General features: G+C 55.1%; 6 protein-coding genes. 4 read left to right on the top strand and 2 right to left on the bottom strand.

The window, feature by feature from the left end:
- The 4 genes from AC6RNO_RS31590 to AC6RNO_RS31575 all read left to right on the top strand — a co-directional run.
- A partial coding sequence (locus AC6RNO_RS31590) for a condensation domain-containing protein (RefSeq protein ID WP_497107879.1) occupies positions 1–1,795 on the top strand: 1,795 nt, incomplete at its 5' end.
- A gap of 21 nt (positions 1,796–1,816) precedes the next feature.
- The gene (locus AC6RNO_RS31585; RefSeq protein WP_497107878.1) at positions 1,817–5,710 is read left to right on the top strand and encodes an amino acid adenylation domain-containing protein; all 3,894 of its coding nucleotides are present in this window, start codon (positions 1,817–1,819) and stop codon (positions 5,708–5,710) included.
- Positions 5,711–5,712: 2 nt separating this feature from the next.
- Positions 5,713–6,459, top strand: a complete 747-nt coding sequence (locus tag AC6RNO_RS31580; protein WP_497107877.1) for an alpha/beta fold hydrolase — start codon at positions 5,713–5,715, stop codon at positions 6,457–6,459.
- 17 nt (positions 6,460–6,476) lie between these two features.
- Positions 6,477–6,965, top strand: a complete 489-nt coding sequence (locus tag AC6RNO_RS31575) for a DUF6147 family protein (RefSeq protein WP_488435352.1) — start codon at positions 6,477–6,479, stop codon at positions 6,963–6,965.
- A 93-nt stretch (positions 6,966–7,058) separates the two neighbouring features.
- On the opposite strand, the gene AC6RNO_RS31570 is transcribed toward AC6RNO_RS31575, so the two are convergent.
- Positions 7,059–7,847: a DUF4367 domain-containing protein gene (locus tag AC6RNO_RS31570; protein ID WP_497107876.1), complete on the bottom strand. Its 789-nt coding sequence runs from the start codon at positions 7,845–7,847 to the stop codon at positions 7,059–7,061.
- Positions 7,828–8,421, bottom strand: coding sequence for an RNA polymerase sigma factor (locus AC6RNO_RS31565; protein ID WP_474679876.1), 594 nt, complete (start codon positions 8,419–8,421; stop codon positions 7,828–7,830). Before AC6RNO_RS31565 ends, AC6RNO_RS31570 begins: the two co-directional genes overlap by 20 nt.
- Positions 8,422–8,621 lie beyond the last annotated feature (200 nt).

Below are 8,621 nucleotides of genomic sequence, written 5' to 3'. Positions count from 1 at the left end.
GCTGCCGGAATACATGGTGCCGCAGCACTGGGTGCAGATGAGTGAGCTGCCGCTGACGCCCAACGGCAAGGTGGACCGGCGGGCGCTGCCGCAGCCGGAAATGACAGCGGTGGCGGCGGATCACAAGGAGCCGGCAAGCGAACTGGAAACGCTGCTGGCGGAGATTTGGCAGGACGTGCTGGGCCTGATGATCGTCGGCACGCGGGACAATTTCTTCGCGCTGGGCGGCGATTCGATCAAGGCGATCCAGATGGGCAGCCGCCTGCACAAGCAGGGATGGAAGCTGGAGATGAAGGACCTGTTCCAGCACCCAACGATCGAGCAGGTGATTCCTTACCTGCAGCGGGCCGAAACGAAACCGGCAGATCAGGGACCGGTACAGGGTGAAGTGCTGCTGACCCCGATTCAGCAGTGGTTTTTCGAACGGAACTTTACCGATCGCCATCACTGGAACCAGTCGATTATGCTGCATGCGCCGTCCGGCTTTGACCCCGGACTGCTCCGGGAAACGCTGAATCGCATACTCGAGCACCACGACGCGCTTCGCATCGTTTTTACGCAGCAGGACGAACGGATCGTGCAGTACAACCAGGGCTTATCCAAGGTCGAGGACGATTGCCATCTGGAGATTATTGATCTGCGCGGCGCAACCGGTTTGGAAGGGCGCATTTCCGCCCATGCCAACGAGGTGCAGGGCAGGTTCGAGCTGAACCGGGGACCGCTGCTGCAAGCGGCGATGTTCCAAACGGATCAAGGCGACCATCTGCTGCTGGCCATCCACCATTTGGTCGTCGACGGCGTATCCTGGCGCATTTTGCTGGAGGATATAGTTTCCGGTTACCGGCAGGCGGTGAGAGGAGAGCGCATTGCATTCCAGGAAAAAACGAACTCCTTCAAGGACTGGGCGGCGGGACTTGCGGACTATGCGAATTCCGAAGCCTTCCTGAAGCAGCGGTATTACTGGCGGGAGCTGGAAACGGCGCACATCATTCCGCTTCCGAAGGATAACCTGGCCGCTTCCCGCAAAGTGAAGGACGCGGGGGCCCTGTCGTTTGAGCTTTCGCCGGAAGAGACGCGCCTCTTGCTGACGAAGGTTCACGAGCCGTACGGTACGGAAATGAACGATATTTTATTATGCGCGCTCAGCCTGGCGATCCGGGATTGGACGGGGGAACCGACCATGGCGATCAACCTGGAGGGGCACGGCCGGGAAGAGATCATTCCGGGAATCAACATTTCCCGCACGGTAGGCTGGTTTACCGCACAGTATCCGCTCGTGCTGGATATCGACCGTTCCGCTCCGCTGCCGGACTTGATCAAAAGCATGAAGGAAACCTTGCGCTCCGTTCCGCATAAAGGGGTTGGCTACGGGATTTTGCGCTATTTGACGGACGAGGCGCATAAAGCGGGGCTGCGGTTTGAGCTGGCGCCGGAAATCAGCTTCAATTACTTGGGCCAATTCGATCAAGAGGTACAGACGGAGCTGTTTGGCCCTTCGCCTTATGACATGGGTCATCAGACCAGCCGGGAATCGGAAAGCCTCTACGCGTTGAACTTCAGCGGTCTGGTTCGGGGCGGCCGCCTGATCGTCACGTGCTCCTTCAACAAGCAGCAATATTTGCGCAGTACGATCGGAGACCGGATGGATGCCTTCAAGCGGCATCTGCTTGAGCTGATCGAGCATTGCACCGCCAAGGAGGACCGCGAGTTTACGCCAAGCGATTTCAGCGCGGGGGATTTGCAGATGGAGGAAGTCGGGGACATTTTCGACGTACTGGCGGAAAATTTAAACTAACTTGCAGTGGGGGCGAACGAATTGAGTCAATTTTCTAAGGACCAGGTGCAGGATATTTATTACTTGTCGCCGATGCAGGAAGGGATGTTGTTTCATACGCTGCTGCATCCAGGCCAGAGCTTTTATATCGAGCAGATCGCCATCACGGTCAAGGGGGATTTCCGCACGGAATTACTGCAGAAGAGCATGGATGCGATCGTGGACCGGCACGATATTTTTCGCACTGTGTTTGTCCACGAAAAAATGAAGCGTCCTGTCCAGGTCGTGCTCAAGGAGAGACAACTGCCGATTCGAGAAATCGATCTTACGGACCTTGCGGAGGATGAGCGGAAGCGCCGCATTGAGGCTTATAAGCGTCAGGACAAAATAACGGGCTTTGACTTATCCCGGGAAATCCCGATGCGGGCTGCCGTGTTCCAAACAGGACCGGACCGGTACGAGTGGGTTTGGAGCTACCATCATATTTTGCTGGACGGCTGGTGCTTCGGCATCGTCACCCGGGAGCTGTTCCAGGCATACCGCTCTTTGCGGCAGGGCAAGCCGTACCGGTTTCAGCCGGTCAAGCCTTATAAAGAGTACATCAAATGGCTGGAGCGGCAGGACAAGGAAAAGTCGCTGAGCCATTGGGAACGGTATTTGGCCGGTTTTGCCGGGCAGACGACGTTCTCCGAGCAGCGCAATAAGCCTTCCGCTCCGGGAGGATATACAGCGGCGGAAACGTATTTCAAGCTAAGCGAAGAGCGGACCAGTGCTTTTTCCGGACTGGCCCGGCAGCGGCAGGCGACGCTCAGCACCGCCCTTCAGGCGGCCTGGTCGGTCCTGCTTGGCAGGTATCAGCGCTCGGACGATATCATATTCGGCACGGTCACTTCGGGCCGCCCGGCGGAAATCGCCGGCGTGGAGAGCATGGTCGGCTTGTTTATCAATGTCGTCCCGAGCCGGATCCGGCTTGGTGAAGAGATGTCTTTCGGACAATTGGTTTCCGTGATTCAAGACCAATTGCTGGAATCGGAGGCGCACCGGTACGTGCCCCTCTACGATATTCAGAGCCAGGCGGGACAGCCGGAATTAATCGATCATATCATCGTGTTTGAAAATTATCCGCTGCAGGAGACCGATCCGCTGCAGGAGGAGCGGGACTTGGGCTTTACGACGGGCCACACGAGCGTGGACGAGAAATCCAATTACGACCTGAACCTGATGGCTTCGCCCGGCGACGAGCTGATTTTGAAAATCGCCTACAACGCACAGGTGTTTGAGCCTTCGTTTATCGGGCGTTTACAGGAGCAGCTGTTGGAAATTATCGATCAGGTCTGTCAAAATTTGGACATTCGGCTTGGAGAAGTGCGCCTTGTTCCCGGGGAGGAAGAACGCCGGCTGTTGACGGAGTTTAACCCCGAGGTTGCCGAGGGCTCCCGTCATCCCGCCGTACGGCTGCCGATCCCGGCGTGGTTCGAGCTTCAGGTCAAGCGGAAGCCCGACCAAATTGCGCTGGTCACGGAAGAAGCAACCTTCACCTATGCGGAGCTGAATGCGCGGGCCAACCAACTGGCCCGGAAGCTTCGGGCTGAGGGGGTAGGCCGCGGCACGATCGTGGGGATGCTGGCGCACCGTTCCGCTGAGATGATTATCGGCATCATGGCCGTGCTGAAAGCCGGCGGCGCTTATCTGCCGATCGACCCGGAATATCCGGAGCAGCGCATCCGCTACATGTTGGAGGACAGCGGCGCTTCGCTACTGCTTACGCAGCGGGTTTTGGAAGATCGGCTTGCCGGGCTTCATGAAGGCCCTCGCTTGATTCTTGATGATCCGGCGCTTTATTGCGGTGATATGGGAAATCCGGCACCCGCGGCTGGCCCGGACGATTTGGCTTACGTGATTTATACGTCAGGAACGACCGGGAATCCGAAAGGCACGCTGACGACGCACGCCAACATCACCCGGGTCGTCAAGCATACGAACTATATCGACATTAGCCCGGACGATACGCTGTTGTCCTTATCGAACTATGCGTTTGACGGCTTCACCTTCGACCTGTTTGGGGCGCTGCTGAACGGGGCCAAGCTGGTCGTCGCCGGCAGCGAAACGATTATGCACATCGGCAAGCTGATGCAATTGATCGAGCGGCAGCGGATTACGGTCATGTTCGTCACGACCGCGCTGTTTCATTTGCTGGTTGACGCCGGTACCGCGTGGATGAGCGGCATCCGCAAGGTTTTGTTCGGCGGGGAGCGCTCCTCGGTAAATCATGTGCGAAAGGCGCTGGAAGGCATGGGTCCGGGCAAAATCATCCATGTGTACGGCCCGACCGAAACGACCGTTTTTGCCACGTTCCATCCCGTGGATCAGGAGATTTCCGGATCGGCCGTTTCGATTCCGATCGGCAAGCCGCTGACTTTGACCGGCGCTTATATTCTCGGCCCGGGGAATCAACTGCAGCCCGTCGGAGCGGTGGGCGAGCTGTGTCTTGGCGGCGAAGGCGTGGCCCTCGGGTATTTGAACCGCCCGGATTTAACGGCGGCGAAATTCGTGCCGCATCCGTTTATGCCGGGGCAAACCATGTACCGCAGCGGCGATTTGGCGAGATGGCTGGAGGACGGCAGCATCGAATTTATGGGCCGCATCGACGATCAGGTGAAGGTGCGCGGCCACCGGATCGAGCTGGGCGAAATCGAGACCAGGCTGCTTGGCCATGAGCGTGTCAAAGAGGCGATCGTCCTCGCAGACCGCAGTGAAATGGGGGATATGACTTTATACGCCTATGTGGTCGGCGAGCGGGGGGCCGACCTGACGGCGGAGGATCTGGGCCGCTATTTGGCCGATGTGCTGCCCGCCTATATGGTTCCCTCCGCGTTCGTTCAACTGGAGAAGCTGCCGCTGACGGCCAACAGCAAAGTCAACCGGCGGCTGCTCCCCAAACCGCAGGAAAGCCGGAGTGCGGCCGCGGCCAAAACACCGCCGCGGAACGGCACCGAATCGAGGCTGGTCCGGTTGTGGACCGAGGTGCTTGGGGTGTCGCAGGTAGGCGTACACGACAACTTCTTCGCTTTGGGCGGACATTCCCTGAAGGCGATGGCGCTTTGCGCTCAAATCCTCAAGGAGTTCGGCCGGGACGTGCCGGTCGGAACGTTATTTGAAGCGCCGACGATCAGCGCCTTGGCGGCTTGCCTGCAGGATGAAGCGGCCGGTCAAAGCCCGATAACGCGGCACCCCAGGGAAATGACGACGTTCAACCCCGAGGCGCAAAGCAACCTGTTCGTTTTCCCGCCGGTGCTTGGTTACGGGATTCTGTTTCATGATCTGGCGAAGCAGCTGCCGGAGTACCGGCTGTACGCTTTCGATTTTATCGAGACGGAGGACCGGGTCCGGCAATACGCCGACATGATGATCGAGCTTCAGCCGGAAGGAACGCTCACCCTGCTCGGCTATTCGGCCGGAGGCGGTCTGGCGTTTGAGGTGGCCAAAGCCCTGGAAGCGCGGGGGCGCTCCGTGGAACGCGTCATTATGGTCGATGCTTACCGGAAAACGGGCGTCAGCAATCTGGAGGGACGCACGGTGGAGCACGACGTGAAGGTGCTGATGGAAGCGAACAAGGATAATCCTTACCTGCAAATCGAGACGATCCGGCGAGGTCTTTCGCGCAAAATGAAAGCCAGCTACACGTATTATGTCGAGATGGTGCTCTCCGGCCGGATCGCGGCGGAGATTCATTTGATAAAGGCGCAAAACGACGGCTCCGAAGCCGTTCTGCCCGCCTGGCTGTCGGCGTGGGAGGAAGCGACAACTTCGTCCTTCCTGAAGCATCAAGGCTATGGCAGGCATGATGAGATGCTGCAAGGGCATCCGGTTTCCTTGAATGCATCGATCATCGGACGGATTTTACAGCAGCAATATTGCATGTTGGAGGCTAAATAAGTATGAACGAACTCATCCGGCAATTGGGCCATGCGTCCCACGAACCGCAATTGATCTGCTTCCCTTTCGCGGGGGGATATTCCGCGTCGTTTCGCCTGCTGCAGCCTTATCTGCAGGGTTACGGCGAAATGCTGGCCATAGAGCCTCCGGGACACGGGAACAACCGCATGCCGCTGGTTGACGATTTCGAGCAGCTGGCGGAGCTTTACCGGCAGGCCTTGCTGCCCCGGCTCGACAAGCCGTTTGTCCTGTTTGGGCACAGCATGGGCGGACTGATGGTGTACCGGCTTGCGCAAAAGCTGGAGCGGCAGGGGATTGTTCCGCAAGCGGTCATTATTTCAGGAGCCCAGCCTCCGAATATCATCCGCACAACGGTCAGCCATCTGGATGACGAAGCGCTGCTTGAATACATCATCGGCATTGGCGGAATTCCGCCGGAGATGGCGGCGGCGAGGGAGGTCCTGGACTTTTTCCTGCCGGCCTTCAGAGCGGATTTTAAAGCGCTGGAAAGCTTTAAGCATAACGACCATTCGGTCCTGGAGACACCTGTGTTTATTTTCAACGGAGAGCAAGATGAGAAATGCATGAAATATGCGGTTGTCTGGAAAAAATGGGCCCGGCGCGTCCGCTACCATGATTTCCGGGGCGGCCATATGTATTTGCTGGCGGAGACGGAAAAGGAGAAGGTCGCGGGAGCGATCCGGTCCATCTTAACGGCCGAAATGTCAAGAAAGAGGCTGTATTCCTAATTTCGAAAGGATGAATCATGTTGATAAAAATTGTGAAACGTCAAATTGCGGTGTACACGCTTGTCCTTTTAATTATGTTCTCGGCCTTCAGCGTCACAAGCCATGCCGCGGCCATCCGGGATGGCGGTGCGAAGACTCCGCCTCCGGTTGCGGAATTCGGCATTTTGGGCTTTTTTAACCCGGATCATAAGTATTTGCTGGACGGCTTCAACCAGTTGTCGCAAAAATCCTCCGGCAAAGTGAGCATTTCCGGAACGACTCTGGCTTATGAAAAGGTGGATTCGATCGGGATAACGCTGTATTTGCAAAAATGGAGCGGTACGGTGTGGCAAAACGTGGATTCCGGAGCAGCTTACAGCACATCCGGCAAGGACGTATACACCAACGGCACGTCATATACCGTGCCTACCGGGTATTATTACCGGGTGAAAACGGTCCATTGGGTGACGAGTGGCGGGACGTACGAGCAGGGAGAACGGTTTTCGGATTATCTCCTGGTCGATTGACCATCGTGGAACCCGCATGAAACAGGAAAAGCATCCGGACGCACGCGCCCTAAAGTACGGACCGGACCGAACCGGATGTTTTCCAGTTTGCTTTCAAGAGGAAGGGGATATGCCTTCGGCCACCTTAATCATCTCTTCCTTTGAAATGCTGCCGATCATGTAAACGTAATAATTGGCTTTCAACACTTCGAGTTTGTTGACGCCGTCTTTGGCGGCGGTAAAATAAGCCGTCCCGCCGTCAAGCCGAACGGTTTCCATCGGTTCATCCTGTCCGGCCCCCGAGCCGATCGTCGTATTGTCTTCCAGCCGGCTGAGGAAAATGCGCAGCACTTGCTGCTGCTGATTGGTAAAGGTAAAAAAGATTTGCTTCGACTTCTGCTCGTCCGAATTTACATTTGCGCTGGTTTCCGTTAACTGGTACCGGTCGGGAATATAGTCGAAACGGGGAGGAGCAAAAGCAAGCTTATCGCCGGAATTATTCGGGTCAATGATTATCGTTTCGGTCTCATTATTGTGCTTGGTTGGCGAAACTTCCGCAGGGCTGGGAGGAGCGGTTTTGGCTTTCGTACCGGGGGTGTCCTTATTTCCGAAAAAGAAGGAGATCATGTGATCCGGAAGCTCCTCCACCGTTTGATAAAGCGGGGTAAAAGCCGTTGAAACCTTCGGGTTTCCAAACAGGATGGCACCGAGCAATACGGAAGCGGCGATTACGCCGATCCTGACAGACGCTTTGCGGATCGCTCTTCGCCGCTGCATCCGCTTGATTTTGGGCCGAACTTGATGCCAGGCGTCTTTATGGCTTGGGATATGGGGGGAAGGCATTTTTCCCGCAGCTTTGGAAAATGCCTCATCAAACAGCTTTTCAAGTTCTTCCTTTTTCATCCAAACTTCCCCATTTCAGCTTCATTTTTTTCTTTAATGCCGCACGGGCGCGATGAAGTCTCTGCTTAATCGTATTTTCCGAGCAATTGAGCATGGAGGCAATTTCCTTGTTAGTGAGTTGATTCTTCCATTTCAGCTCGATCAGCAGCTGGTACTCGAACTTTAAGTTTTTCAAATTTTTTGCAATGGATTCTTCCAGCAGAATGGCTTCGATTTGAGCTTCGACAGGTTCGAGATCGGCGATTGGCTCATCTTTAAAAAAGACGCTTTCTACGTCGACTTCGTTACGGATTTTTTTTGCTTTGCGCAAATAATTAATCGTTGCATTACGGACCAGCACCTTCATCCAGGCGATGAATTGCTTCTCGTCACCGAGATTCGGCCCTTTATATAAAATTTTCAAAAAGGTCTCCTGAATAATATCTTCGGCGGCGCCATGGTCTTTTACCATATACATAATCGAACTATAGTTCAAATAATAGTAAAGCTTAAAAACCTCTTCCTGTAAACCGGCATTCAAAGCGTGAAAATTAGGGGATAAAAGCAGCAATAATTTGCTATTTTCTGACTCCATTCAGTCGGCCCTCCAGTTGTAAACTAGCAATATATTGGTATATAAGTTTATTATTGCATAAAAAGGTAAATAGTTAAATGATTTAATGCTATCTAAAAAATATTTGTCCGCCTCCCGATTTCATAAGCCTTTTTTAATGTTTATGCGTTATGCTGAGTGTAACGAAACGTATTGAAAAAGGACGTGGGATCATGGATGAC

The organism is Paenibacillus sp. sgz302190, assembly GCF_059820445.1.
The sequence above is the reverse complement of the archived record's forward strand: the minus strand, read 5'-3'. Positions and strand labels throughout refer to the sequence as shown.

What these genes read in the sequence shown, in the direction of transcription:
- AC6RNO_RS31580 (WP_497107877.1), top strand. Translation starts at nt 5,713, where the DNA reads ATGAACGAACTCATCCGGCAATTGGGCCATGCGTCCCACGAACCGCAA.
- AC6RNO_RS31575 (WP_488435352.1), top strand. Translation starts at nt 6,477, where the DNA reads ATGTTGATAAAAATTGTGAAACGTCAAATTGCGGTGTACACGCTTGTC.
- AC6RNO_RS31570 (WP_497107876.1), bottom strand. Translation starts at nt 7,847, where the DNA reads ATGAAAAAGGAAGAACTTGAAAAGCTGTTTGATGAGGCATTTTCCAAA.
- AC6RNO_RS31565 (WP_474679876.1), bottom strand. Translation starts at nt 8,421, where the DNA reads ATGGAGTCAGAAAATAGCAAATTATTGCTGCTTTTATCCCCTAATTTT.